Origin of the sequence: Nocardia sp. NPDC127606, from assembly GCF_042671725.1 — a bacterium.
GTDB lineage: Bacteria > Actinomycetota > Actinomycetes > Mycobacteriales > Mycobacteriaceae > Nocardia.
In genome coordinates, this window is record NZ_JBHXWQ010000010.1 from 78,383 (window position 1) to 100,671 (window position 22,289).

The following is a 22,289-nucleotide window of genomic DNA, read 5'->3' on the forward strand; positions in this document are numbered from 1 at the left end:
TCCTCGATGTCCCGAGAGGAATAGTTTTCTGTCCCGTGAGGGCAAATATCCTGGTGTGACCCACCCTACAGTTAGCTGCATCACACAGGAGGAGATGGCAGTGGCATACGCAATTCGATTCGCTGAAACCGGTGGTCCCGACGTGATGCGGTGGGAGCCCACCGAGGTCGGTGAGCCGGGGCCGGGCCAGGTCCGGATCCGGCACGAGGCGGTCGGTCTCAACTTCGCCGACACCTATTTCCGCACCGGCCTGTACCCGGCAGCGTTGCCGGCGGGCCTCGGCGTGGAGGGGGCCGGCGTCATCGAAGCCGTCGGCCCCGGCGTCGACTTCGCGCCCGGTGACCGCGTCACCTACACCGGTAGCCCGCTCGGCGCGTACAGCACCGAACGGATCATGCCCGCCGAGCACCTGATCGCCCTGCCCGACGCGATCGCGTTCGACACCGCGGCCGCGACCACCATGCGCGGCCTGACCACCGCCTACCTGCTGCGTCGCATCCATCCGCTGCGCGCGGGCGACACGGTGCTCCTGCACGCGGCGGCGGGTGGCGTGGGTCAGCTGTTCACCCAGTGGGCGAAACTGCTCGGGGTCAGTGTGATCGGCACCGTCTCCAGCGAGGAGAAGGCGGCGGTCGCCCGCGCCAACGGCTGCGACCACGTGGTGATCTACACCCGCGAGGACGTCGCGACCCGGGTCCGCGAAATCACCGACGGCGCAGGCGTTCCCGTGGTCTACGACAGCATCGGCAAGACCACCTACCAGTCCTCGATCGACTCCCTCGCCCGCCGCGGCCTGCTCGTGTGCTTCGGCACCGCCTCGGGTCCGGTGCCGCCGATCGAGCCGATGCAACTGGCCGTGAAGGGCTCGCTGTTCGTCACCCGGCCCGCGCTCGCGGACTACATCGCCGACCCGGCCGAACGCGCCGAACTGGCCGGTGAACTGCACGACCACCTCACCGCGGGCCGCCTGCGGGTCGAGATCAACCAGCGCTACGAACTCCCGAACGCCGTCCAGGCGCATCGCGACCTCGAAGCGGGCCGCAGCGTCGGTGCGTCGGTCTTCGAGATCTGACGCGCCCACCGGAAAGGAACAAGCCAATGACCGTTCGAACCGCGATCCAAGCGGTGCCGCTGACCGCGACCATCGGCGCGCAACTGCACGGGGTGAATCTCGCCGAGGTCGCCGTCGACGACACGCTGTTCGCCGAACTGCGCACCCTGCTGCTGCGCCACAAGGTGCTCTTCGTCCGCGACCAGGACATCACCCGCGCCGAACACGTCGCTCTCGCTGAACGATTCGGCCCGCTCGAGGACCATCCGGCCCTCGGCAGCGATCCCGATCATCCCGGTCTTGTCCGCATCTACAAGGACCTCGACAGTGCGCCCGAGCACTACGAGAACGCCTACCACTGCGATGCCACCTGGCGGGTCAATCCACCGATGGGCGCCGTGCTGCGCTGCGTGGAAACGCCGCCCGTGGGCGGCGACACCATCTGGGTGAACATGGTCGAGGCGTACAAGCGGCTGCCGCAGTCGGTGAAATCGCAGGTCGCGCATCTGCGCGCCCGGCACAGCATCGAGGCGAGTTTCGGCGCCGCGCTCACGGCGGAGAAACGACTCGACCTGCACGAGCGTTTCCCCGACGCCGAACATCCGGTGGTGCGGATCCACCCGGACACCGGCGAAGACATTCTGTTCGTCAATTCCTTCACCACGCATCTGGTCAATTACCACACGCCGGAGAACATTCGATTCGGCGCCGACTACGCGCCGGGCGCGAGTGAACTCCTCAATTACCTGATGCGCCAGGCGAGTATCCCCGAATACCAGGTGCGCTGGCGCTGGACCGAGAACAGCTTCGCGATCTGGGACAACCGGTGCACCCAGCACTACGCGGTCCAGGACTACTGGCCCGCCGTCCGCAAGATGGAACGTGCCGGGATCGTCGGCGACCGTCCCTTCTGACATTTCCTTTTTCGATAACCCCCGCAATTCCGATCGGAGTACCCCCATGCATTTTCACGACGACGCGCTGTTCCCCGAAAACCAGGAAAAGCTGGTCATCACCGTCGCACCGTACGGCCCGGAATGGGAACTCGACGACTTCCGCGACGACCTGCCGCTGACCATGGACGAGCACGTCCAGGCGGCCGTGGACTGCTACGAAGCCGGCGCCACCGTGCTGCACATCCACGTGCGTGAACTCGACGGCAAGGGCTCCAAGCGCCTGTCGAAGTTCAACGAGCTGCTCGGCCGTCTGCGCGAGGCCGTGCCGGACATGATCCTGCAGGTCGGCGGCTCGATCTCGTTCTCGCCCGAAGGCGAAGGCGCCGACGCGAAATGGCTCACCGACGACGCCCGGCACATGCTGGCCGAGCTCGATCCCAAGCCGGATCAGGTCACCATCGCGATCAACACCAGTCAGATGAACATCGTCGAGCTGATGACCGAGGACGACATCGCGGGCACCTCCTTCGAGCGGCCCGAGGTGTACGAGGCCTATCGCGAGATGTTCGTCCCAGCGGGTCCGACCTGGGTTGCCGAACACCTGAAGCGTTTGCAGGCCAACGGTATTCAGCCGCACTTCCAGCTGTCGAGCATCCCGCAGCTCGAGACCGTGGAGCGGCTGATCCGGCGCGGCGTCTACACCGGCCCGCTCATGCTGACCTGGGTCGGCATCGGCGGCGGCTTCGACGGCCCGAACCCCTACAACATGATGGAGTTCATCCGCCGCACCCCCGACGGCGCCGTGCTCACCCTGGAGACGCTGATGCGCAGCGTGCTGCCGGTGAACACGATGGCCATCGCCATGGGTCTGCACGCGCGCTGCGGCAACGAGGACACCCTGTGGGGCCGCAAGGGCGAGAAGATGACCTCGGTCCAGCAGGTGCGGCAGCTGGTCCGGATCGCGGGCGAACTCGGCCGTGAGGTCGCCACCGGCAAGGAAGCGCGCGAGATCTACAAGCTCGACGAGCACTACGCCGACGCCGACGAGACGCTCGCCAAGCTCGGGTTCGCCCCGAATCGTCAGCCGGGCCAGGTCGGGTTCACCCACCACGCCTGACCCTTCCGGGGATCACCTTCCCCTTCTCGACAACCCGGTGGACGTCAGCGACGACGTCCACCGGTTCGCAGGAGCACCCATGGACCTCACCACCACCGCCGCGAAGCCCGCGCCGGCGCCTAGCCGTTCCTCGACCATCCGCCGCAACTATCCCTGGCTGGTGTTCGCGCTGGCCTTCGGCCTGCTACTGGCCGACTACATGTCCCGACAAGTGTTAAGTGCGGTCTTTCCGTTCCTGAAAACCGAATGGACGCTGTCGGATTCGCAGTTGGCGTCACTGAGCAGCGTGGTCGCGCTGATGGTCGGGTTGCTCACCCTGCCGCTGTCGGTGCTGGCCGACCGGTGGGGCCGGGTCAAGAGCCTGGTGCTGATGGCCGTGGTGTGGAGTATCGCGACGCTGGTGTGCGCACTGGCCGACAACTATCCGCAGATGCTGGCCGCGCGTTTCTTCGTCGGCGTCGGTGAGGCCGCCTACGGCAGCGTCGGTATCGCGCTGGTGCTCAGTGTGTTCGCCGCGCGGCGGCATGCCGCGCTGAGCGGCGCGTTCATGGCCGGTGGTTCGTTCGGATCGGTGCTCGGTGTCGCCGCGGGCGGTGTGATCGCCGTGCACCTGGGGTGGCGGTGGTCGTTCGCGACGATGGCGGTGTTCGGTCTCGTGCTGGCCGTGGCGTTCTGGGTGGTGGTCAAGGAGCAGCGCAACGCCGAACACGCGGCCGAACCCACTCCCGAAGTCGCCTTCCGCGCGCCGATTTCGACCCTGTTCACCAATCCGGCGGTGCTGTGCGCCTATGTGGGCAGCGGGTTGCAGATGTTCACCGCCGCGGTGCTGCTGTCGTGGATGCCCAGCTTCTTCAACCGCTACTACGGGCTGGCGCCGGACCGGGCCGCGGGTCTGGCGGCCGTGATCGTGACACTCGTCGGCACCGGCATGGTGGTGTGCGGGGTGATCACCGACCGGGTCGGACGTTCGGAGATGGCCCGCAAGTGGACCACCGCGATCGTGTTCTGCCTGATCTCGCTCGTCACCCTCGGCATCGGTTTCAGCCTGAGCACCGGTGTGCCGCAGTTGATTCTGCTCGGCATCGGCGCGTTCTTCTCCGGCGGCTCGGCCGGCCCCACCGTCGCCATGGTCGCCAACCTCACCCACCCCTCGGTCCGTGCCTCGGCGTTCGGCACCCTCACCCTGGCCAACAGTCTGCTCGGGCTCGCGCTCGGCCCGTTCGTCGTCGGCGTTCTCGCCGATCACCTCGGGTTGCAGCACGCGCTGCGCGTCACGCCGGTGGTGTCGGTGCTCGCCATCGCCGCCCTGCTTCTCGGACGCCGGATGTACCCGATCGGTCTGCGCAAACTCGCCACCGTCCACGCGGCGGCTCCGCACTGATCCCGTCGAAAAGGATTACCGCACAGATGAACTCTCCTATCGAACCCACCGTCGTGATCGTGCCCGGTCTGCGTGACCATGTCGCCGACCACTGGCAGACGTTGCTCGCCGACACCCTCGACAAGGTGGCGATCGTGCCGCCGCTCGAGCGCGACGGGCTGAGCCTGGCCGCGCGGGTCGCCGCACTCGAGGCGGTGCTCGCCGAGATCGACGGCCCTGTCGTCCTGGTCGCGCACAGCGCGGGCGTGATGATCACCGTCCACTGGGCTCAGCAGTCCGACCGGCCGGTGCGCGGCGCGCTGCTCGCCACCCCGCCCGACTTCGAAACCCCACTGCCACCGGGCTATCCGACCGCCGAGGAACTGGCGGCCAACGGCTGGACGCCGATCCCGCGGCGGCAGTTGCCGTTCCCGAGCATCGTGGCCGCGAGCAGCACCGATCCCTTGGCCACGACGCGTCGCGTCGCGGGCATGGCCGAGGTGTGGGGGAGCAGGCTGGTCGATCTCGGCGATGTCGGCCATCTGAATCCGGCGGCGGGCTACGGTCCGTGGCCGCGCGCCAAGGAACTGCTCGACGACCTCCTCGACCTCACCGGGGAGCTCGCCCGATGACGACGGTGTTCGCCACGGCTGCCGCGGCGGTCGCCGATATCGGATCCGGATCCTCGCTCGCCGTCGGCGGTTTCGGAGTGTGCGGCATTCCCGACGCACTCGTCGCCGCACTGGCGGCGGGCACGGCCGACGAGCTGGAGATCTTCTCCAACAATTGCGGCACCGACAGTCATGGACTGGGGATCTTGCTGGCGCAGAAGCGCATCCGTCGGATCACCGCGTCCTATGTCGGGGAGAACGCCGAGTTCGCGCGCCAATATCTGTCCGGTGAACTGGAAGTCGAACTGACACCGCAGGGCACCCTCGCCGAGAAACTGCGCGCGGGCGGGACCGGGATTCCGGCCTTCTTCACCGCGGCGGGTGTCGGGACGCCGGTGTCCGACGGGGGATTGCCGTGGCGATACCGGTCCGACGGGTCCGTCGCGGTCGCCTCGCCCGCCAAAGAGGTCCGCACCTTCCACGGTCGCCGGTTCGTGCTCGAGGAATCCATCACCGCCGACTACGCGCTCGTGCACGCCCTGATCGGTGACACCGACGGAAACCTGGTGTTCAACAAGGCCGCCCGCAACTTCAATCCGCTCGCCGCGATGGCGGGGAAGGTATGCGTCGCGCAGGTCGAGACGCTGGTGCCCGCCGGTTCCCTCGACCCGGCGCAGGTGCATCTGCCCGGCGTGTTCGTCGACCGGATCGTGCACACGGGACCGCAGACCAAACTCATCGAAAGGCGGACCGTGTCATGACCGCATCGTCGGTGGCGCTCGGCTGGACGCGCACCGAGATGGCCGCCCGCGCCGCGCGGGAACTACGGCCCGGCGAGTACGTCAACCTCGGTATCGGGCTGCCCACCCTGATCCCCAACTTCCTGCCCGCGGGCGTGGAGGTGACTCTGCATTCGGAGAACGGGATCCTCGGCACCGGCCCCTACCCCGCTGACGACGAGGTCGACGCCGACCTGATCAACGCGGGCAAGGAAACCGTCACCGTCGCCGACGGCGCCTCGTTCTTCGACTCGTCGCTCAGTTTCGGCATGATCCGCGGTGGCCACATCGACACCGCGGTCCTCGGCGGCATGCAGGTCTCGGCCGCCGGTGACCTCGCCAACTGGATGGTGCCGGGGCAGATGGTCAAAGGCATGGGCGGGGCGATGGACCTGGTCCACGGCGCCCGCCGCGTGATCGTGGTGATGACCCACACCGACAAGGCAGGCACCCCGAAAATCGTGCCTACCTGCACCTTGCCGCTCACCGGGGCGGGCGTCGTGCATCGGATCATCACCGACCTGGCCGTCATCGATGTCGCGCAGGCGGGGCTGATCCTGCGCGAATGCGCACCGGGCGTGCGCGAGGAACACGTCCGCGCCGTCACCGCGGCACCACTCACGTCGGGCTGATCACCTTCTTGCGCAGGTGCCCGTAGACCACCGAGGTGCGGACGTTGGCGAGTTCCGGACGCGTTGTCAGCTTGTCCAGGACCACTCCGTGCAGATGGTCGGTGTCGCGGACGGCCACGTGCACGAGGAAATCGTCGTTGCCGGTGAGCACGAACAGCGAGATCACCTCGGGCATCTGCTCCAGGAACGCCTGGAAGCCCTCGATCACCGCACGGGTCGGCGGGTGGACGCGCACGGCGATCACGGCCTGCAACCCACGTCCGATCGCCGCGAGGTCGGCCTCCGCGTGGAACCCCGTCAGGATGCCGCGTTCGCGCAGCGATCTGATCCGCTCCAGACAGGTCGACGGGGCGATGTCGAGCGCTTGGGCCATATCGCGATTGGTGCGCCGACCATCCTGTTGGAGCATCCGCACCAACGCCGAATCTAGTTCGTCCACGCTCGCCTCCCTGAACCAATTTCCGAACCTAATTCGGAGTCTACGCATGACTGCTGATGATGTTGCTAGCGTCTCGCCGGTCAGCTGATTTTCGTTCGGCTGCGATGGTTACGGAGAGAGGTGCCTTCCGGTGCGTGAACGAGGGCCGAGCATGGGGGCGATGGGCGCGGTGGTGGCGGCCGCGCTGTTGTGGAGCAGTTCCTACGCGGTGACAAAAGTGCTGCTGGCCGACCTCGGCCCGCTCAGTATCGGTGCCGTCCGATTCACCGTCGCGGCGGTGCTGCTCGCCGTGATGGTGCGGCTGGACCGCCACCGTGGCGACCGGCCGGATGCCAGGCAGCGACGGCAGCTCTACCTGTGCGGATTGCTCGGCATCACCGTGTATTTCGTCCTCGAGAACGTCGGCGTGGATCTGTCCACAGCCTCCGACGCGGCTCTCATCGTGGCCACGTACCCGCTGATGACGATGCTGCTGGAGCTGGCCGTACTCCGCGTCCGGCTGCCACCGCTGCGGGTGACGGGCGTGCTGCTGGCCACCGCCGGCGCCGTTCTCGTGGTCCACGACGGTGCCCGGATCGGCGGCAGCGCGCGGTGGCTGGGCGACATCATCCTGCTGCTCGGCGGGCTGGCCTGGGCCGGCTACAACGTGCTCGGCAAGCGGGCGAGCGCCGGACACAGCGCCCTGACCGTCACCTACTACCAGACCATGGCCGGCGCGGGCGGGTTCCTCCTGATCGCGCTCCTGGAAGCCGGCAGCTGGCGAATGCCGGACGTGACCACCTCGTCGCTGCTCGTCTACCTGGCCGTGGCGTGTTCGGTCGGCGGGTTCCTGCTCTACAACTACGGCCTGCGCCGGATGGCGCCGAGCGTCGCGGTGAACATCCTCAACCTGGTCCCGGTCTTCGGCGTGCTCGCCGCCGTGATCATCAACGGCGAACCGTTCCGACTCGCCCAGGCGGTGGGCGGCGCGGTCATCGTCGCAGGTGTCGCACTGGGCTTGATCGAACGGCGAGTACCGTCCCCGACCGAGCGAACTCACTGCGAGCCGTTGACCCGAGGAGTGGCGGCCGGGCCGGCGAGGCACTAGACCACCGTGTTGTCGGGCCTGCCCATCGATTGGTAGTCGCGCACAACCAGCGCGGACTGTAGTAGCCACAGCAGCTTCGGATCGCGGGCACTGAGCCCCACGAGGTCGTAGATACGCCGGAGCCGATAGTCGACGGTGTTCGTGTGGACATGGGTTTCGCGTGAGGTGAGTCGGCGGTTGAGGCCATTGTTGATATGTGCGCGCAGCGTGCTGATCAAGTCCGGAAACGCGGCAACCGGGTCGAGGAACGATTCGAGACGATCTCGTCCAGGCCCTGGCCGAGTCAGTTGATACTCGACGGCGAGGTCTTCGATCTGGTACATGCCCGGTGGGTAATGGAGTCTTGTCGCCACATCCAGTAGTTCGTGTACCTCTTCGACCACCGAGGGAATCCGATCTCGGTCGGCGGTAATCCCCACCGCGGTGAGGGAGGTCGGTCCGACCAGGTCGCGGATCTTCTCGACGGCCAATGATTCCGGTACCAGAATTGTTGCGCCGAACCGGGATTCCAAACCTGGCACGGGCTGCCCGAATTTTGTCGACAGCATCGCCCGGAAGTCGCGCGGTGACACCGCATCGCGCGCGGGCCGATCCGCGGCCACCGCGAGCACCGTGTACCGCTCATCGGGCGGCGCTCCGTGCTCGCGGGTAGCTCTGGTGGTGTAGCGACCACTGAGCAGAGTGCGCGCCACGTACGCACCGTGATCGCTGCTGGGCGGTGCGACCTCCATGTAGATCGTCGACACCGTCGCGGTCACCGAGCTCAATGCATCCATCAGTCGACGAACTTCGTCGAAGGGCGCGCAGTGGGCTTGGAGATCGTCCAGGTGCAGTCGGAACCCCGCGTGCACATGGTGCTGCACAGTGTCGATCGGGACACCGATGCTCGCCCACCGCGCGACGGTCGGACGCATACGCGGCATCTGGACGCTGAGGTGTGTCCGCTCTGTGCCGGAAATCAATGCCAGGCAGTCGGCGACAATGGCGCTGATCTCCTCGCGCAAGACGTTTCCTCGTCGGCTACGACGCGGCATGGTTTCGAGAATCTTGTGCGCGATCCGATCGGTCGCCGGCGAGAAATGCGCGGACGACCCTGTTTCGATGGGGCTGGTCATCGGGGGCTCACAGTGTGCCGCCGCCACCGCATGTGCTGCTTCATCGCAAGCATTTCAGCAATTCCTATCCGATCGACCGCACACCACCGATCAAGGTGTCTCGAGCCACAATTCAGCGATAGTGTGATGCGCGTCGCTTCGCGAAGGCGGCAAGTGAAGTCTGTACCGATCGGTATGCGCCGTCACTGCACTGAGGTCCAGAGTCGACAGAAGCGACCTTGTGGTCGGCGCCAAACTCTGATCGGCCGACGCGCGGCACGCATTCCCCCGACAGGCCGAAGCTCGCCGAGCAGATGGCGCCGGTGGGCGGTAGGCGCGGCGAGTGGTCGGGAATCGGTCAGCGGAGGTCGTCGGGGTGGGGGCCGGTGCCGAACGGGTTCGGCTCGTCCTCGGCGAGGATGCCCACGAAGGGTTCGCCCTCGTCGGCGAAGGTGTACGCGCCGCCCTCGATGCGGTCGATCAGGCCGTGCGTCCAGGCCGCTTCGCTGTCGGCGGAGCGCACCCACATGTTCATGATCTCGCCGATGTGTCCGAGCTGCCCCGGCCCCTGCTCGGGGGTGTAGTACTCGGTGACCGAGGCACGCCACTGCTCGAGGCCGGTGATTCGTTGCTTCAGGAGTGCGACGGCCTCGTCGCGCGGTAGGTCGACGATGAACCCGATGGCGGCCGAGATCATGTCCATCTGCTGGTCGTACGAGGTCAGGGCCTCGCGGAGCAGTGTGAGGAATTCCTCGGTGCCCTTGTCGGTGATCTCGTACTCGACGCGGGGCGGACCACCGACGGTGCTCGGGGCGACCTCGTGCGCGATGAGCAGTCCCTGCTTGGCCATCTGCTTGAGCGCGTGGTAGATCGAGCCGGGCTTGGCGTTGGACCATTCGTGCGCGCCCCAGAATTCCAGGTCGTTGCGCACCTGATAACCGTGCGCTCGTCCGTGCTGACGGACCGCGCCGAGGACCAGCAGCCGGATCGCTGACATGGACGTCTCCCTTCCGAGCGAGTGCGATCAACGTAGCAGTATTCAAGTTTGACTAACCGAACCGGCCTCGGTACCTTGGCCATCTAGTCAAATTTGATCACTGGTGATGGAGGGTGTTTTGACTGACCACGATCTCTCGATCGTCGTCGAAGGCCTGCGCAAGAAGTACGGGGCGAAGCAGGCCCTCGACGGACTCGATCTCGCTGTGCGGGCCGGTACCGTGCACGCGGTCCTCGGCCCGAACGGCGCGGGAAAGACCACGGCCGTGCGCATCATGTCCACATTGCTCCGGCCGGAGGCGGGGCGGGCCGAAGTAGCGGGCATCGATGTGCGGACGCGGCCCGACGAGGTGCGTTCACGAATCGGTCTGCTCGGCCAGCACGCGGCCGTCGACGAGGAGCTCAGCGGGCGGCAGAACCTGGAGATGTTCGGGCGTCTGTACCACCTGGGCGCGCGGCGCGCGGGTGCGCGGGCCGACGAACTCCTCGCGCGATTCGGTCTCGCGGACACCGGCAAGAAGGCGGTCAAGCAGTACAGCGGCGGTATGCGGCGGCGGCTCGACCTCGCGGCGTCTCTCATCTCCGAACCGCAGGTGCTGTTCCTGGACGAACCGACGACCGGGCTCGATCCCCGGGGCCGCGCCGAGGTGTGGAGTTCGGTGCGTTCTCTGGTCGACGGCGGCACCACCGTGCTGCTGACCACGCAATACCTGGAGGAGGCCGATCAGCTGGCCGATCAGATCTCGGTGATCGACCACGGGAAGGTCATCGCGGAGGGCACCGCCGACCAGCTGAAATCCAAGACCGGCGGCGACCGCATCGACGTGGTTCTGCGCGACTCCACCCAACTGGCCCTCGCGGCCGCGCTGATCCCCGGCGAGGCGGTGGTGGACGAGGACCGGCGGATGGTCAGTGCCGCGGTGGGCGATCGGATGGTGGCGCTCACCGAGACGGTCCGGGCGCTGGAGACCAACGGCATCGAAGCCGAGGACATCGCGATCAGACGCCCGACACTCGACGAAGTCTTCATGCAGCTGACCAAGGAGGACGCGGCGTGAGCGCGACGTATTCGACGAACCGGACCCTGAGTACGGCGCTCACCGATTCCTGGACGATGACCAGACGCGAGCTGGCGCACTGGGCCCGTCAGCCCGTTCAGGTGGTCGTCGGGCTGGTGTTCCCGGTGATGCTGTTGCTGATGTTCAGCTACCTGATCGGTGGCGGACGCGGCATCGACGGCGACTTCAAGGACTACCTGGTCCCCGGAATACTCACCATGACAATGGCTTTCGGCCTCGAAGCGACCATGCTCGCGGTGACCCAAGACCTCGGCAAGGGGGTCATCGATCGATTCCGCTCGATGCCGATGAACTCGGCCGCGGTCCTGGTGGGTCGCAGCGTCGCCGACATGCTGCAGTCGGCGGTCGGGCTGATCGTGATGATCGCGGTCGGGTACGCGATCGGCTGGCGCTGGCACGACGGTGCCGCCTCGTTCCTGGCGGCGGTGGGGCTGTTGTTGCTGTTCCGGTTCGCGATGTTGTGGATCGGCATCTATCTGGCGATGGTCGCGGGCAAGCCCGAACTGGTGCAGGCGGTGCAGATCCTGGTCTGGCCGATCAGCTTCCTCTCCAATGCCATCGCCTCGCCCGAATCGATGCCGTCCTGGCTGGGCGTGGTCGTCGAGTGGAATCCGATGTCGGCGACGGCCACGGCAGTGCGCGGGCTGCTGGGCAATCCGGGTGCGGTCGGCGACTCCTGGGCCGGAGCACACGCCGACATGCTGGCGGTAGTTTGGCCGTTGGTCTTGATCGCGGTGTTCTTCCCGCTGGCAGTGAAGCGGTTCAGAGATCTGAGTCGCTAGCTCAGCGCAGCATCTCGGTGCTGACCACGGAGAGCAACTGCAACCTCTCGTAGCTCTCGGTACCGGGTGTCGCGGTGTAGACCAGCAACAGATGGGACTGTTCGGGGTCGAGCAGGGTGTGGCAGTTCAGGTCCATGGCGCCGACCTCGGGATGCAGGAAACGCTTCACCTCCCGGGGTCGGACGCCTACCTCGTGGGTCTGCCACAGGGTTCGGAACTCCTCGCAATCGGCGAGGAGCAGGGTCGCGTAGTGCGCGGCGCGGGAATCGGGACCGCGCCGGGTCACGGCTTCGCGGAGTCCGGAGACGAACATCCGGGACAGGAACGGGTGGTCGTCGGGTCTGTTCCGACGGTTGCGGTCCGCGTTCCTGTTCCAATCGGGCGTAGTAATCGGTCGACATGTGACACAGGACGGCGACCTCTTCGCGCCGCAACCCGCTCGTCCTGCGCCGCCGCCCGCGCGGCAGCCCGACATCCTCGGGTTGCAACGTCTCCCGGCGTTGTCTGAGGAACTCCGCCAGCTCGGCACGATCGATCACCAGAGATCTCCTTCGGTGTGACTGATTCGGTTCTACCGCCGAGGCCTGCGGGTATCCACTGATCGACAGTCCCTGGATGTCGCCACCCGACCCGACGATCGTGGATATCGGATACCACCAGCTCAGCACACCGAGACACAGGAGACGCGACATGCCACGTCGGCAACCCGATATCACTGTTCCCGACCTCACCGGTCACCGCGCTGTGGTCACCGGAGCCAGCGATGGCATGGGCGTCGGGATCGCCTCGCGTCTGGCGGCCGCCGGCGCCGAAGTCGTTCTCCCGGTACGTAATCAGCGCAAAGGCGAGGCAGCGCTCGCCACCGTGCGGCAGGCGAGCCCTGATGCGGAGGTCTCGCTGCGCGAACTCGACCTGTCCTCCTTGGCATCCGTGGCGGCGCTCGGCAAGACCCTGCTGGCGGAAGACCGCCCGATCCATCTGCTGATCAACAACGCGGGCGTGATGACCCCACCGGATCGCCAGGTCACCGCCGACGGTGTCGAATTGCAGTTCGGCACCAACCATCTCGGGCACTTCGCGCTGGTCGGACATCTCATGCCCCTGCTCCGCGCGGGACGTGCGCGCGTGACCTCCCAGGTCAGCGTCGCGGCCAACCAGAACCGGATCAACTGGGACGACCTCAATTGGGAACGCTCGTACAACGGCAGGGCTGCCTACAGCCAGTCCAAGATCGCCTTCGGCCTCTTCGGGCTCGAACTCGCCAGGCGCAGCCGCGCACACGGATGGGGCATCAGCAGCAATCTCGCCCACCCGGGCGTCGCACCGACGAATCTGCTCGCCGCCCGGCCCGAGCTCGGGCGCACCGAGGACACCACGGGGGTCAAGCTCATCCGGTGGTTGTCGGCCCGTGGCATCCTGCTCGGCACCGTCGAGTCGGCGAAACTTCCCGCCCTCTACGCCGCCACCTCACCCGACGCCGAGACCGAACGTTTCTACGGACCCAGCGGACCAGGACATCTCGGCGGCCCACCAGCCGAGCAGAAGCTCTATGGCCGGCTCCGCGACCACGAGGACGCCCAGCGCATCTGGCAGATCTCCGAAGAGCTCACCGACGTCCGAATCCCGGCATGACCGGGTCAGGCGCCTACGGGCGAGCCGGGTAGCCCCATTCTCGGCACGCCGACCTCAGCGCGTCCGGGATCGTCTCGTCGGCGGGCAGTGGTCGAGCAGGCTGGATGGCGCCGGAGCGGATGGTGTCGCTCCAGTCGCCGATACCGCGAACGTAGCTGCCGTGGTCGAAACGGCCGTAGTCCAGCATCGAGGGTTGCCACTCGACGTCGAGGAAGTGGCACAGCCCGCGCACGGTTTCCTCGGGGCGGTGGGTCAGGTCCTCGTAGCGGATCTCGTGGCCGGTCAGCGCCGCTCTCGCCTCGTTCATCGCCGCGACGAACTCCAGAGTCCGCCGCACCGGGTCGATTTCACGGCGGTCCGCCCACGCGCGGCCCAAGGAGTCGGCGATCTGCACCGGGTGGCGCAACAGGAACACATAGCGGGCGTCGGGCCAGCACGCGGCGATCCGTCGCCAGCTCAGCACGTTGCTCGTCGTCTTGTTGACCATCCGGTCCTTCCCGCTGCGTTCCAGCTCGTGGTGCAGGAGGCGGTCCCAGAGGAGATGTTCGAGCTCGCGGATCGTCAGGCCGAGCGCGTCCAGCGAGATGCTCGCGTAGCGCTCGGTGATGTCGTCGGCGGCCCACTCGAGTTCCTGGACGGTCAGCAGATTCAGGTGCAGTTCGTGCGGGGCGTGGATGCGTGCGTGGCTGTCGAGGACCGAACGCAGCAGGGTCGACCCGGATCGGGGCGCGGACAGGATGAAGATCGGCGCGGGCACGAGGCGGTTCGCCGTCGCCTGCTTCACGGTCGTGGGCCCGGCAGCGTGGCGGTGATCAGGCCCCGGCGGATCAGGAGATCGAGTACGTGATCGGCGGATTCGGCGATCGACTCGGCGGTGGTGTCTATCCGCAGGGCGGGGAGCAGCGGTTCCTCGTAGGCCGCGTCGACACCGGTGAGCTGGGTGAGCTCGCCTCTGGACCGGCGCCCGTACAGGCCCTTGACGTCGCGTTGTGCGCAGGTCGAGAGCGCGGTAGCGACGTGGACCTCGGCGAAGTCGAGGCCGGCGTCTTCGTGGCGGACCCGCATCAGCGCGCGATCGGCGGCGTACGGCGCGATGGCTGCCACGAGGACGAGCACTCCGTGCCCGGCCAGCATCAGCGCGAGGGTGGTGATCCGGCCGAGGTTCTGCCTGCGGTCGTCGGGGGTCAGGCCGAGTTCCGGCCACAGCCGCCCGCGCACGTCGTCGCCGTCGATTATCTCGACCCGATGCCCGGCGGCCGCCACCCGATGCCGGGTGGCGGCGGCGATGGTGGATTTTCCCGAACTGGGCAGCCCGGTCAGTAGAACTGTCCCGCCCGGTCTGCAGGGCCCGTCACTCATCAGATATTTCTGACAGGGCGAAATTATGTGGGGGTAGCGATTGCGCGATCGACGCGTAAACGCCTGCTGCCCAGAAGAATTCGTCCTGGCGCGATAAGAGAAACGATGCCACTGATAATGAAACGGCGCATCTGTCGCCTAGTTTCCGAAGACGAGGCTGCGCAGCACCAGGAACCGCAAACCGCCCACCGCGGCCATGACCGCGATCACGGCACCCGCCTGCGCGACCTCCCCGAGATCCGGTGCCAGGAAGTCCAGCCCGGCCAGCGCCGCCGTGCTGATCCCGAGGCCGAGCAGCGCCAGCCCGCCGCCCTCCCACTGCGCGGTGAACCCGCCGACCCTGCTCCCCGCCCGGAAGGTGAGCTGGCGGTGCAATTCGTTGGCGATCACGGTGCTCACCATCGACCCGGCGACATTGGCGACCAGTGGACCGCTGTCGTGCATGGTCATGAACAACAGCACATAGGCGATGTTGCTGGCGCCGCCGACCAGGGCGAATCGGATCAGCTGAGCGAGGGTGTGGTCGCCGCGCAGGAATCGCAGCACGCGGACGAGATCGATGCGCGGCGCAGGACCGACCCACGCGGTGTAGACGCTGGTGGGCAGCGTTGCAGGGCGGGTGATCTGCGAGACGGTCATGTTCGTTCCGATCGAGCGTGCGGGACTCGGCGATGGTGCCGAACAACGCTTGTGACTATACGTAGATGTATACGTATAAACAAGTGGTGGGCAGCGCGGTGCCCGTGGCGACGAGATCGGCATGGCATCCGCGGCGCAGTCGGCGGACACTGGAGGAATGGTTGACAGGGAGCAACGCACACCCTTCTACGGGGTGGTGCTGATTCTCGCAGCGTTGGGCGCGTCGATGGCGGTCAGTTACTACGGGCCGACCTGGTTTCGCGTCACCGTCTACATCCTCACGGCGGTAGTAGTCCTGGTCGGCGGTGTCATGACCTTTCGCGACTACTCGCACTGACGCAGCGAACTCGCGCGTCGCGCCCTGGCCTGTCAGGGGGCGCGATGGGTTGTGCGGCCTAGGATCATCCCGATAGCTCGAGAGAGCATCTTCTGACGTGCTCGACGTACCCGCTGAGGAGTTCGCCGTGGCTTACATCGTGGATTTCGAGACCGTCTCGACCCGAGGATTGGAGTCGTCGCCGGTTGCCGACGCGCTTGCGGGATTGCGGGCGAACGAGGCCAGATACTTCAAGAACAAATACGATCACGTCTTCACGGTGGAGCCCGCGAGCGAGGCGAAGTCGGCCGTCGACCGGGTGAGCCGGATCCTCGAGGCAGAACGCGATATCGTCATCGCCTCGCGCCCGCTCGAGGCCACGGCTTTTCAGGTCGAGAACATTCGCATGGCCTACGTTTTCTACGAGAGCGGTCTGTCGATCAACGTGATGTACACGATCGACGATCCGAAGAAGCGAGCGGTCGGATTCAAGCTCAGCGAAGGAATGGAAGTGCCCGCGGAGCTCGATTCGTTCAAGTTCGCACGGCAGAAGTCGAAGCTCGCAGGCACCATTCGCGGCTCCTTCTTCGTCATCAAGGGCGAGTACTGACCGGTCCGGTGCTGGACTCAGGGTGCGGTAAACCCTGTTGAGAGTGCGGCTGCGGCGAGGACCCTGTGGTGGTTCGAGTATTCCCGCTCGCCGCCGCAAGGAGACTCTCATGACCGTCGAAGCCAGTACCCGACTCAACGACGTGGATATCGACGCCGTAGGCGGTCTCGTGGAGGCTGTTCGAGCCGATCCGGCCAAGGCGCAGACGACCTGGGCGGCGCATGTGGGGTGGAAGGGCAGGTTCGCCTCGGAGGCGCGCGTCCGCAAATTCGCGGCGATCCCGTCGGACGAACCGTCGGCTCTCGGCGGCGCCGACACCGCCCCCAACCCGGTGGAACAACTTCTCGCGGCACTCGGCAACTGCCTCGCGGTCGGCTACGCGGCCAATGCCACGATCGCCGGTATCCGAATCGATGATCTGCGCATCGACGTGAAGGGCGACCTCGACCTGCACGTGTTCCTCGGGCTCGCCCAGGGACACGCGGGCTTCGAATCGATCACCGCGACAGTGTCGATCGATTCGGATGCCTCCCGGGAACAGCTCGAGGAGTTGCACACGAAGGTGCTGTCCAGTTCGCCGGTGGGACACACGTTGCGCACCGCGGTGCCCGTCGATATCACTCTCGCCTAGGCGAGGTCGCTCACCACGAGCGGCTCCGTCGTTGAATTTCGGTGCATCGCCAAGAAATTTCGGCCGTAAACAGAACAGTCCCCGGTAGTCTCCACCGAAACCATGAGCTCAGTCGTCGCTGATACTCCGGTATTCGATTGGCTTGCCGGGGGCTTAGCCAGATCCTGAAATTACGTCACTACCGTCGGCGAACGTCTTCGTCGGCAGTGCGGCTCATTCCGGTGTTCCGGTATGTGTCCAGTCTTCTCCGGATCTGCTCGATGTCAATACCTTCGTGCTGCCGAATATTGCTGATTTCGGGCGTCGTGACGACATTCAGCGCATTGTGTGGTTCGTCTTTTAGGAGGACAGTGGATGTGTCCGGTGGCGCCCACCGGGGCGTCATCCTTCCTGGAGTAGGAGGTGGCCCGTGTACGCACGTTCCAGCACATTCGCTGCCCAGCGGTCGTCGATCGACCGCGGTATCGCATACCTCCACAATGCGGTGATGCCGAACATGCCCGAGATCGACGGGTGGGTCGGCATGTCACTGATGGTGGACAGGGCGACAGGCCGATGCATCGCCACGACCGCGTGGGAATCCGAGGACGCCCTGCACGACAGCAGGATGCGCGTCCGGTCGCTGCGTGACGGTCTGGGCGAAGCGCTCAACGGTCAGGTGGAGAACATCGAGGAATGGGAAGTCGCGGTCATGCACCGCGATCACCTGGCCGGCGCGAGTGCCTGCACCCGATGCACCTGGATCCAGGTCGACCCGGCCGCGGTCGACTTGGCAATCCACACGTTCAAGTCGAGCTTGCTGCCGGAGTTCGAGAAGATCGAAGGATTCCGCAGCGCCAGCCTGTTCGTCGACCGGGAAACCGGCAGAGGGGTGGGATCCACGGTCTGGGCAAGCAGAGAGGAATTGGACAACAGTCGCCCCCTGGTGGATCGCATGCGAGCCGAAGCGATTCGCACGATGGGAGCCGAAGTCCTCGAGGTAGCGGAATTCAGACTCGGCTTCGCCCACCTGCGCGTTCCCGAATTGGTCTGACTCACGAGACATCCGGCCGTGGAGCGGCAACTCCCCGGCCGGCCTTCGGGCCGGATCGAAGGAGCACTGTGAATGCCTCAATCGGAGCCGATGAGCCACTGAACACGGCTGAGCGTGCGGAACTACAGCGTTTGCGAAAGGAATTGGCCGAACTGCGCGGCGCCCCCGGTGCGGAATCGCCGAATGCTGCTCCGGTCGACGGCTCACCTTCCTCCGGTCACCGGAAATTGCGCTGGACGGGTGCGGCGGTCCTGCTCGTGTTGGTCGCCGTCCTGTCCTTTTCCGCGGTCCTCGCCCGCTACGCCCACAACGAGGTCCTCGACACCGACCGCTATGTCCGGACAATGGCGTCGCTCGGGTCGGACCCGGTGCTGCAGGGCGAACTCACCGATCAGATCACCGACGAGATCATGACGCGCCTCGATGTCGAGGCTGTCACTGCCGACGCGCTGCGATCTATCGCCGAGGACGCTCCTCGCGTACCGCCCGTCGTGGTCGGGCTGGCGCCGGTGATCGCCGATCAGGCCGAGTCGTTCGTGCATCGGACGGTGGCATCGTTCGTGGCCTCCGACCAGTTCGAAGCGCTGTGGATCCAGGCCAACGAGCAGGCTCATCAGGCGCTGGTCGCGGTGCTGACCGGGCAGACCCGGCCTGCCGTCGATGTGAGCGATCAGGGTGTGGTCAGCATCTCGCTGGCCCCGATCATCGACCGAGTCCGCGCCGCGCTGATCGATCGGGGATTCGCGTTCGCGGACAAGGTCCCCACGGTCGACAAGTCGTTCGTGCTGTTCGAATCGCCCGAACTCGTCAAGGCGCAGCAGGTGACCTCGGCGTTGGACAAGGCCTCCGCGGTGCTGCCCTGGTTGACCCTGCTGGTCGCCGTCGGTGCCGTCTGGGTGGCGCCGAACGGCGCACGCCGACGCGCCGTTTGCCTGGTCGGAGTCAGCATCGCGATCGCGATGGCGGTGCTGGCCGTGGCGATCGCCCTCGGCCGGTCGTGGTATCTGGGGGCCGTCGCGGCGGACGTGCTCTCCGCGCAGGCGGCCGCGGTGCTGATCGACACCGTGCTGGTTCCGCTGCGCACCGGATTGCGGGCGGTGTTCGTGCTGGCCGTGGTGATCGCGGTCGTCGGATACCTCACCGGATCGTCGGGATCCGCGGCTGCGGTCCGCGGCGCGGGTACTCGGGCGCTCGACGCGCTGCGCGTGCCCAAGGACGGGCGGGCCCCGTATCCGATCGAGTCCGCGGTCGCGCGGTTCCGTATCCCGCTGCGGGTGGTCATCATCGTGATCGCGGTGACGACTCTGGTGTTCTGGCCGTACCCGTCGGGAGTGGTCGTGGTGGTGACCGTGCTGGTCGCGGTGGCCGCCCTGCTGATCGTGGAACTGGTGGCCCGGCCCGCGCTGGTCGAACGCGACGCACCTCGCTGACAACGATTTCCAGGAGTACGGCCACGGCTGCCGGGACGGTGGGTTCAGATGAGCGGCGATTCGGCGGGGCAGATCGGCGGCACTCAACGACTGCTGGCGGCGCTGCTGGCGATGGCGATGTTCGTGCTCGTCGTCGATACATCGCTGATGAACGTGTCGATCTCGGCGGTGGTTCGCGATCTCGAGACGACCGTCAGCGCGGTCCAAGCGGCGATCGCGCTGGAAGCGCTGGTTTCGGCGGCGTTCATCCTGATCGGGGGAAAAGTAGGTGATCTGATCGGACGCAAGCGGGCATATGCGCTGGGTCTGATCGGCTACGCGGTCGGGGCGTCGGCGATGGCGTTCGCGCAGAGCCTGATCGCGATCGTCATCTTCTGGGCTGTGCTCGGCGGGATCGGCGCGTCGCTGCTGTTGCCCGCGATGCAATCGCTGATCCACGGCAACTTCGAAGGAGCGGCGCAGAAGAAGGTCTATGCCCTGGTCGGTGCGGCGGCCGCGATCGCGGCCGCGGTCGGCCCACTGCTCGGAGGATTCATCACCACCTACCTGTCGTGGCGCATCGGGTTCGTGCTGGAGGTGGTCGTGATCGCGATCGTGCTGTCCGGGATGGGAATTGTCCGCGACGTGTCCTACACCGGCCCCCGCGGCGTCGATCTGGTCGGGGCGGTGCTGTCGGTTCTCGGCATGGGCGGAATCGTGCTGGGAATCCTGGTGTGGCAGGAGGGCGGCGAAGCGGTCGGCGCGCTCCTGTCTGTCGGCGCGATCGCGCTGGCCGGTCTGGCCTATTGGCTCGTCCGGCGCAAACGCGCGGGAAAGTCGACGTTGCTCGATCCGGACCTGTTCCGGTCCAAGATCTTCCGGTTGGGCATCTCGGGGCAGATGCTTCAGCAGATCGCCCTCGGCGGCACGATGATCGCCCTGCCGATCTATCTGCAGATGGTGCTCGAGTACAACGCGATGCAAGCCGGCCTGTCCATCGCGCCCCTGTCGTTGAGCATGTTCGCCGTTGCGGTGCTCACGGGCAGATACGCGGGCAATCGGCCGGCGACCAATATCATCCGGTGGGGATTCGTGCTCCTCACGGTCGGGATACTGGTGCTCGTTCCGATCGTGCCCCGAGCGGAATTCGGCTGGGGGCTCATCATTCCCCTCATCATCGCGGGCTCAGGGTTGGGTCTGCTGGTGTCTCAGCTCAACAACTACACACTGGCCCCGATCGAGGAGGAGCGGATCAGCGAAGCCGCAGGCGTCAATTCGGCGGCCGGGTCGTTCGGGTTGTCCTTCGGGCTGGCGTTCGCCGGCGCCATCATGCTGGCGACCTTGTCGATCACCTTCACGAGCATGGCGGAATCGAGCACGGTCCTCCCGCAGGCACAGCAGCAACAGGTGGCGCAGGTGCTGGAGGACGACGCCGAGATCATGAGCAACACCCAGCTCGATCAGCTGCTCGTCGACCAACCTCCGCAGATCCGCGACGAGGTCGTTCGCATCAACACCGAGGCTCGGCCCTTCGCCCTGCAAGTGGCGCTGCTGGTTCCGCTCCTGGCCGGTCTCGTCGGGTTGATCACCTCGTTCCGGATGAGGCGCATCCCGGAAGTCGTACCGAAACCGTCCTGATTCAGAAGGCGATACCGGCGGGTATTCGGCCCTGCCGGCGACAAGGTGGCTATCAGCCACACCTGGGGTCCCTGGTGTGGAGCGCCGCTCCGGACGATGGTTTACCTATGACTGGCATGAAATCGACCACCGAGGCGTGGCGGGAGAAGTTCTGGGCCCGCCGCCGGACCAGGTTCATCATGGCTTCCACAGTGCTCCTCGCGGGACTGAGCACGGCTGCCGTAGTCGTCGTCATTCCCCGACTTGCGTCTGCGATGTCCGGCATGGATGTCTCGACCATGCTGATCTGGCTGGCAATTCCGGTCTTCATTGTCGCCGTCGCGGCGGAGTTCGTGTACATGAAGCGTCACGGCAAGTCGTACGACTACCGTGACTCAGCTACCTCCATCGCCGCCGGTGTGGGGTACCAACTCCTCAACATTCCCTGGGCACTGGCGGAACTCGCGATCTTCGCGGCTGTTTCTTCGCTGGTGCCGTGGCAGCTCGAGGGCTGGGTTGCGTGGGCCGTCGCGCTGGTCGGGGTCGACTTCGCCTACTACTGGTTTCATCGCGCGCACCACGAAATCCGGGTGTTCTGGTCGGTTCACCTCGTGCATCACTCGAGCGAGAATTTCAACCTCACCACGGCGCTACGTACGCCATGGCTGGTTGTCACGTCCCTGCCGTTCCTCGCGCCACTGGCACTGTCGGGAATCGACGGCAAGATCATCGCCGCCTCCTACGCGATCAACCTGCTGTACCAGTTCGGCATCCACACCGAGGCCATCGACAAACTCTGGGCGCCTGTCGAATTCGTGTTCAACACGCCGAGCCACCACCGCGTGCACCACGGCTCCAACACTGAATACCTCGACCGCAACTACGGTGGCGTGCTCATCATCTGGGACCGCGTCTTCGGCTCCTTCGAGCCGGAGGGCGAGCGGGTGATCTACGGCCTCACCGAGAACGTCAACACCTACAACATCGCAAAGATCAACGCCCGCGAGATAGTCGCGATCTGGCAGGACGTGAAAAACGCGACGAAATTCTCCGACAAGCTCGGCTTCCTGTTCCGAGGTCCCGGTTGGCAGCCACAGCCGACCTGAGCGACCAACTCAGC

At 66.2% G+C, this 22,289-nt stretch carries 24 protein-coding genes and 1 pseudogene; 18 read left to right on the top strand and 7 right to left on the bottom strand.

Going from position 1 to position 22,289, the window contains the following annotated elements; all coding sequences use genetic code 11:
- Positions 1-100: 100 nt before the first annotated feature.
- The 7 genes from ACFVJ5_RS31470 to ACFVJ5_RS31500 all read left to right on the top strand — a co-directional run bounded on the left by ACFVJ5_RS31470 (position 101) and on the right by ACFVJ5_RS31500 (position 6,446).
- Positions 101-1,072 carry a quinone oxidoreductase family protein gene (locus ACFVJ5_RS31470; RefSeq protein ID WP_379225779.1) on the top strand — a complete coding sequence of 324 codons (972 nt, stop codon included), beginning with the start codon at positions 101-103 and terminating at the stop codon, positions 1,070-1,072.
- Between the two features lie 26 nt (positions 1,073-1,098).
- Positions 1,099-1,965, top strand: coding sequence for a TauD/TfdA dioxygenase family protein (locus ACFVJ5_RS31475; protein ID WP_379225781.1), 867 nt, complete (start codon positions 1,099-1,101; stop codon positions 1,963-1,965).
- Between the two features lie 46 nt (positions 1,966-2,011).
- Positions 2,012-3,064, top strand: a complete 1,053-nt coding sequence (locus tag ACFVJ5_RS31480) for a 3-keto-5-aminohexanoate cleavage protein (RefSeq protein ID WP_379225783.1) — start codon at positions 2,012-2,014, stop codon at positions 3,062-3,064.
- Positions 3,065-3,143: 79 nt separating this feature from the next.
- Positions 3,144-4,445 carry an MFS transporter gene (locus ACFVJ5_RS31485; RefSeq protein ID WP_379225785.1) on the top strand — a complete coding sequence of 434 codons (1,302 nt, stop codon included), beginning with the start codon at positions 3,144-3,146 and terminating at the stop codon, positions 4,443-4,445.
- Positions 4,446-4,471: 26 nt separating this feature from the next.
- A complete protein-coding gene (locus tag ACFVJ5_RS31490; RefSeq protein ID WP_379225787.1) occupies positions 4,472-5,056 on the top strand; it encodes an RBBP9/YdeN family alpha/beta hydrolase in 585 nt (194 codons plus the stop codon).
- A complete protein-coding gene (locus ACFVJ5_RS31495) occupies positions 5,053-5,796 on the top strand; it encodes a CoA transferase subunit A (RefSeq protein WP_379225788.1) in 744 nt (247 codons plus the stop codon). The genes ACFVJ5_RS31490 and ACFVJ5_RS31495 overlap by 4 nt, the downstream gene beginning before the upstream one ends.
- Positions 5,793-6,446 (top strand): CoA transferase subunit B, encoded by a 654-nt coding sequence (locus ACFVJ5_RS31500; protein WP_379225790.1) that lies wholly within the window; start codon positions 5,793-5,795, stop codon positions 6,444-6,446. The genes ACFVJ5_RS31495 and ACFVJ5_RS31500 overlap by 4 nt, the downstream gene beginning before the upstream one ends.
- Here the strand turns inward: ACFVJ5_RS31500 and ACFVJ5_RS31505 are convergent.
- Complete coding sequence (locus ACFVJ5_RS31505) at positions 6,433-6,885, bottom strand: Lrp/AsnC family transcriptional regulator (RefSeq protein WP_378629686.1); 453 nt, start codon at positions 6,883-6,885, stop codon at positions 6,433-6,435. The genes ACFVJ5_RS31500 and ACFVJ5_RS31505 overlap by 14 nt on opposite strands.
- A 130-nt stretch (positions 6,886-7,015) precedes the next feature.
- On the opposite strand from ACFVJ5_RS31505, the gene ACFVJ5_RS31510 reads away from it, so the two are divergent.
- Positions 7,016-7,972 carry a DMT family transporter gene (locus tag ACFVJ5_RS31510; protein ID WP_379225792.1) on the top strand — a complete coding sequence of 319 codons (957 nt, stop codon included), beginning with the start codon at positions 7,016-7,018 and terminating at the stop codon, positions 7,970-7,972.
- On the opposite strand, the gene ACFVJ5_RS31515 is transcribed toward ACFVJ5_RS31510, so the two are convergent.
- Both ACFVJ5_RS31515 and ACFVJ5_RS31520 read right to left on the bottom strand, forming a co-directional pair.
- Positions 7,969-9,087 (bottom strand): PucR family transcriptional regulator, encoded by a 1,119-nt coding sequence (locus ACFVJ5_RS31515; RefSeq protein WP_379225794.1) that lies wholly within the window; start codon positions 9,085-9,087, stop codon positions 7,969-7,971. The genes ACFVJ5_RS31510 and ACFVJ5_RS31515 overlap by 4 nt on opposite strands.
- A gap of 337 nt (positions 9,088-9,424) precedes the next feature.
- Positions 9,425-10,063 carry a PadR family transcriptional regulator gene (locus tag ACFVJ5_RS31520; protein WP_379225796.1) on the bottom strand — a complete coding sequence of 213 codons (639 nt, stop codon included), beginning with the start codon at positions 10,061-10,063 and terminating at the stop codon, positions 9,425-9,427.
- A gap of 118 nt (positions 10,064-10,181) precedes the next feature.
- Between ACFVJ5_RS31520 and ACFVJ5_RS31525 the strand changes: the two genes are divergently transcribed.
- Both ACFVJ5_RS31525 and ACFVJ5_RS31530 read left to right on the top strand, forming a co-directional pair.
- On the top strand, positions 10,182-11,120 hold the full coding sequence (locus ACFVJ5_RS31525; protein ID WP_379225798.1) for an ATP-binding cassette domain-containing protein: 939 nt from the start codon (positions 10,182-10,184) through the stop codon (positions 11,118-11,120).
- Positions 11,117-11,923: an ABC transporter permease gene (locus tag ACFVJ5_RS31530; protein ID WP_379225800.1), complete on the top strand. Its 807-nt coding sequence runs from the start codon at positions 11,117-11,119 to the stop codon at positions 11,921-11,923. The genes ACFVJ5_RS31525 and ACFVJ5_RS31530 overlap by 4 nt, the downstream gene beginning before the upstream one ends.
- 1 nt (position 11,924) lies before the next feature.
- On the opposite strand, the pseudogene ACFVJ5_RS31535 reads toward ACFVJ5_RS31530, so the two are convergent.
- Positions 11,925-12,462 (bottom strand): annotated as a pseudogene (locus ACFVJ5_RS31535) (hypothetical protein).
- Between the two features lie 151 nt (positions 12,463-12,613).
- Here ACFVJ5_RS31535 and ACFVJ5_RS31540 point away from each other — a divergent pair.
- Complete coding sequence (locus ACFVJ5_RS31540) at positions 12,614-13,555, top strand: SDR family oxidoreductase (RefSeq protein ID WP_379225802.1); 942 nt, start codon at positions 12,614-12,616, stop codon at positions 13,553-13,555.
- Positions 13,556-13,568: 13 nt separating this feature from the next.
- Here the strand turns inward: ACFVJ5_RS31540 and ACFVJ5_RS31545 are convergent, their stop codons facing one another.
- The 3 genes from ACFVJ5_RS31545 to ACFVJ5_RS31555 all read right to left on the bottom strand — a co-directional run bounded on the left by ACFVJ5_RS31545 (position 13,569) and on the right by ACFVJ5_RS31555 (position 15,553).
- Positions 13,569-14,339 (bottom strand): sulfotransferase family protein, encoded by a 771-nt coding sequence (locus tag ACFVJ5_RS31545; protein WP_379225803.1) that lies wholly within the window; start codon positions 14,337-14,339, stop codon positions 13,569-13,571.
- Entirely contained in the window at positions 14,336-14,914 is a 579-nt protein-coding gene (gene cysC / locus ACFVJ5_RS31550; protein ID WP_379225805.1) for an adenylyl-sulfate kinase, read from the bottom strand. Before cysC ends, ACFVJ5_RS31545 begins: the two co-directional genes overlap by 4 nt.
- A 138-nt stretch (positions 14,915-15,052) precedes the next feature.
- Entirely contained in the window at positions 15,053-15,553 is a 501-nt protein-coding gene (locus tag ACFVJ5_RS31555; protein ID WP_379225807.1) for a GtrA family protein, read from the bottom strand.
- Positions 15,554-15,710: 157 nt separating this feature from the next.
- Between ACFVJ5_RS31555 and ACFVJ5_RS31560 the strand changes: the two genes are divergently transcribed.
- The 7 genes from ACFVJ5_RS31560 to ACFVJ5_RS31590 all read left to right on the top strand — a co-directional run bounded on the left by ACFVJ5_RS31560 (position 15,711) and on the right by ACFVJ5_RS31590 (position 22,275).
- On the top strand, positions 15,711-15,890 hold the full coding sequence (locus ACFVJ5_RS31560) for a hypothetical protein (RefSeq protein WP_358068566.1): 180 nt from the start codon (positions 15,711-15,713) through the stop codon (positions 15,888-15,890).
- 127 nt (positions 15,891-16,017) lie between these two features.
- Entirely contained in the window at positions 16,018-16,479 is a 462-nt protein-coding gene (locus ACFVJ5_RS31565; RefSeq protein ID WP_379225809.1) for a phage tail protein, read from the top strand.
- A gap of 109 nt (positions 16,480-16,588) precedes the next feature.
- A complete protein-coding gene (locus tag ACFVJ5_RS31570; RefSeq protein WP_379225811.1) occupies positions 16,589-17,110 on the top strand; it encodes an OsmC family protein in 522 nt (173 codons plus the stop codon).
- 487 nt (positions 17,111-17,597) lie between these two features.
- Positions 17,598-18,143: a hypothetical protein gene (locus tag ACFVJ5_RS31575; RefSeq protein ID WP_379225813.1), complete on the top strand. Its 546-nt coding sequence runs from the start codon at positions 17,598-17,600 to the stop codon at positions 18,141-18,143.
- A gap of 68 nt (positions 18,144-18,211) precedes the next feature.
- Entirely contained in the window at positions 18,212-19,573 is a 1,362-nt protein-coding gene (locus ACFVJ5_RS31580) for a hypothetical protein (protein WP_379225815.1), read from the top strand.
- Positions 19,574-19,621: 48 nt separating this feature from the next.
- Positions 19,622-21,190 carry an MFS transporter gene (locus tag ACFVJ5_RS31585; protein ID WP_379225817.1) on the top strand — a complete coding sequence of 523 codons (1,569 nt, stop codon included), beginning with the start codon at positions 19,622-19,624 and terminating at the stop codon, positions 21,188-21,190.
- A 107-nt stretch (positions 21,191-21,297) separates the two neighbouring features.
- Positions 21,298-22,275: a sterol desaturase family protein gene (locus tag ACFVJ5_RS31590; RefSeq protein WP_379225819.1), complete on the top strand. Its 978-nt coding sequence runs from the start codon at positions 21,298-21,300 to the stop codon at positions 22,273-22,275.
- The last annotated feature ends 14 nt before the right edge of the window (positions 22,276-22,289 follow it).

Coding starts and splice junctions, on each gene's coding strand:
- ACFVJ5_RS31485 (WP_379225785.1), top strand. CDS start 3,144: ATGGACCTCACCACCACCGCCGCGAAGCCCGCGCCGGCGCCTAGCCGT.
- ACFVJ5_RS31555 (WP_379225807.1), bottom strand. CDS start 15,553: ATGACCGTCTCGCAGATCACCCGCCCTGCAACGCTGCCCACCAGCGTC.
- ACFVJ5_RS31575 (WP_379225813.1), top strand. CDS start 17,598: ATGCCGAACATGCCCGAGATCGACGGGTGGGTCGGCATGTCACTGATG.
- ACFVJ5_RS31540 (WP_379225802.1), top strand. CDS start 12,614: ATGCCACGTCGGCAACCCGATATCACTGTTCCCGACCTCACCGGTCAC.
- ACFVJ5_RS31475 (WP_379225781.1), top strand. CDS start 1,099: ATGACCGTTCGAACCGCGATCCAAGCGGTGCCGCTGACCGCGACCATC.
- ACFVJ5_RS31570 (WP_379225811.1), top strand. CDS start 16,589: ATGACCGTCGAAGCCAGTACCCGACTCAACGACGTGGATATCGACGCC.
- ACFVJ5_RS31515 (WP_379225794.1), bottom strand. CDS start 9,087: ATGACCAGCCCCATCGAAACAGGGTCGTCCGCGCATTTCTCGCCGGCG.
- ACFVJ5_RS31590 (WP_379225819.1), top strand. CDS start 21,298: ATGACTGGCATGAAATCGACCACCGAGGCGTGGCGGGAGAAGTTCTGG.
- ACFVJ5_RS31490 (WP_379225787.1), top strand. CDS start 4,472: ATGAACTCTCCTATCGAACCCACCGTCGTGATCGTGCCCGGTCTGCGT.
- ACFVJ5_RS31560 (WP_358068566.1), top strand. CDS start 15,711: ATGGTTGACAGGGAGCAACGCACACCCTTCTACGGGGTGGTGCTGATT.
- ACFVJ5_RS31500 (WP_379225790.1), top strand. CDS start 5,793: ATGACCGCATCGTCGGTGGCGCTCGGCTGGACGCGCACCGAGATGGCC.
- ACFVJ5_RS31480 (WP_379225783.1), top strand. CDS start 2,012: ATGCATTTTCACGACGACGCGCTGTTCCCCGAAAACCAGGAAAAGCTG.
- ACFVJ5_RS31520 (WP_379225796.1), bottom strand. CDS start 10,063: ATGTCAGCGATCCGGCTGCTGGTCCTCGGCGCGGTCCGTCAGCACGGA.
- ACFVJ5_RS31585 (WP_379225817.1), top strand. CDS start 19,622: ATGAGCGGCGATTCGGCGGGGCAGATCGGCGGCACTCAACGACTGCTG.
- ACFVJ5_RS31495 (WP_379225788.1), top strand. CDS start 5,053: ATGACGACGGTGTTCGCCACGGCTGCCGCGGCGGTCGCCGATATCGGA.
- cysC (WP_379225805.1), bottom strand. CDS start 14,914: ATGAGTGACGGGCCCTGCAGACCGGGCGGGACAGTTCTACTGACCGGG.